Here is a 1,530-nt window from a genome sequence, read left to right as displayed (position 1 = left end):
GGAGTGTCGAAGTCGGGCTCGCCGACCGCGAGCGAGACGAGATCGCTCGTCGAGGCGGGCTGCTGCACGCGGCGCGAGGTCGACTCGACCCGCAGCACGGCCGGCGCGGCGGTGAAATCGATGGGGGCGGCGAGGTCGACGGAGGTCATGCGGTGTGGTCCTGTTCCTTCGAGGGTCGTGCGGAGTCGGGGGCGCCGAGCCAGCGGCTGATCTCGAGATCGCCGGAGACGTCGCGCTGACGGGTGGGGGCGACGATCACCTCCTGCAGCACGGTGCGAGGAGGCAGGGTGGCGGCGAGATGCACGGCGCGGGCGACGTCGATCGGCTGCACCATGTTGGCGCGCTCGTCGGCACGCGGCGGTCGCGCGCGGTTGTCGAGGATCGGGGTGTCGGCCTCGCCGGGCAGCACGGTGATCGCACGGATGCCGTCGCCCCGGAAGGTCGTGTGCAGGAACGTCATGAAGTTGCGGACGCCTGCCTTCGCGGCACCGTAGGCGGCACCGCCCAGCAGGTTGGGGGTGACGGCGGCGAGAGACGACACCGTGATGATGGTGCCGCCGCCCCGCTCGATCATCGACGGCAGGACGGCACGACTGAGGATGAACACCGCCGTCAGGTTGACGTCGATCACGGCACGCCATTCGTCTTCGGCGAGCCACAGCGGGTTGAGCACGGACGACGAGCTGCCCGCGTTGTTGACGAGGATGTCGATAGGGCCGACATTCTCGGAAACGCGTGAGACCAGAGCATCCGCTGCTCCGTCTGCCGAGATGTCGGCGACCTCGACGACGGCCGCGCCGCCTGCCGAGACGATCTCATCGCGCAGCGTCTCGAGCGGTTCGAGACGACGCCCGACGATGACGACGGTCGCTCCGCTCGCGGCGAGCAGGAGCGCGGTCTCACGGCCCATGCCGCTGCCTGCGCCGGTGACGAGCGCCACCTGGCCGTTCAGTTCCGTCATCGGATTCTCCTTCTTCTCACGTCTGAGGGTCGTCTCGCGGCCGTAGCGCAGTCGCCTGCGGTCGGGGTCACCGGGCCGCCCCTGCGGGATGGATGCGGTCGGCGTCGAGCTCGAGACCGAGGTACGAGAACGCGCCGAGCGCCGCCGCGGCGAGCTGCGTGAGCTCGGCCTCGAAGCGCAGGGATGCCTGTCGCGCCGCCGCACGATCGGTCCAGGCGAAGCGCAGCTCCTGGCCGGGGCGCGCCTGACCGATCAGATCCTGCGACCGCCTCGTCACGAAGCCCACGATCGGGTAGCCGGCGGTCAGCGTGCGGTAACGCCCGAGCACGATGAGTTCATCCGAGGGCGGGATCTCGATCGCCCCGATCGGCACGCCGTGCGACACGATCTCCCGGTGGTGAACGGGATGCCGCACGGGACCGTCGAGGCGGATGCCGACGTGGTCCGACCGGTTCGTCACCGTGTACACGGAGTCGGCGAGCAGTTCGCGGATGCCGTCGATCTCGTCGGTATCGGCGCAGTCGACGATGCGGATCACATCGTCCCTGGTCGTCGCGGCGAGCTCGGGA

General features: G+C 69.9%; 1 protein-coding gene and 1 pseudogene. Both read right to left on the bottom strand.

Going from position 1 to position 1,530, the window contains the following annotated elements; all coding sequences use genetic code 11:
- Nucleotides 1–145: 145 nt before the first annotated feature.
- Entirely contained in the window at nt 146–961 is an 816-nt protein-coding gene (locus RTM68_RS18730; RefSeq protein WP_312173833.1) for an SDR family NAD(P)-dependent oxidoreductase, read from the bottom strand.
- 67 nt (nt 962–1,028) lie between these two features.
- Nucleotides 1,029–1,530, bottom strand: a pseudogene (locus RTM68_RS18725) (hypothetical protein); the annotation flags it as partial.

The sequence above is a fragment of the Microbacterium sp. genome (assembly GCF_031988965.1).
Classification (GTDB): Bacteria; Actinomycetota; Actinomycetes; order Actinomycetales; family Microbacteriaceae; genus Microbacterium.
This window is presented reverse-complemented; position numbering and strand designations above follow the sequence as displayed.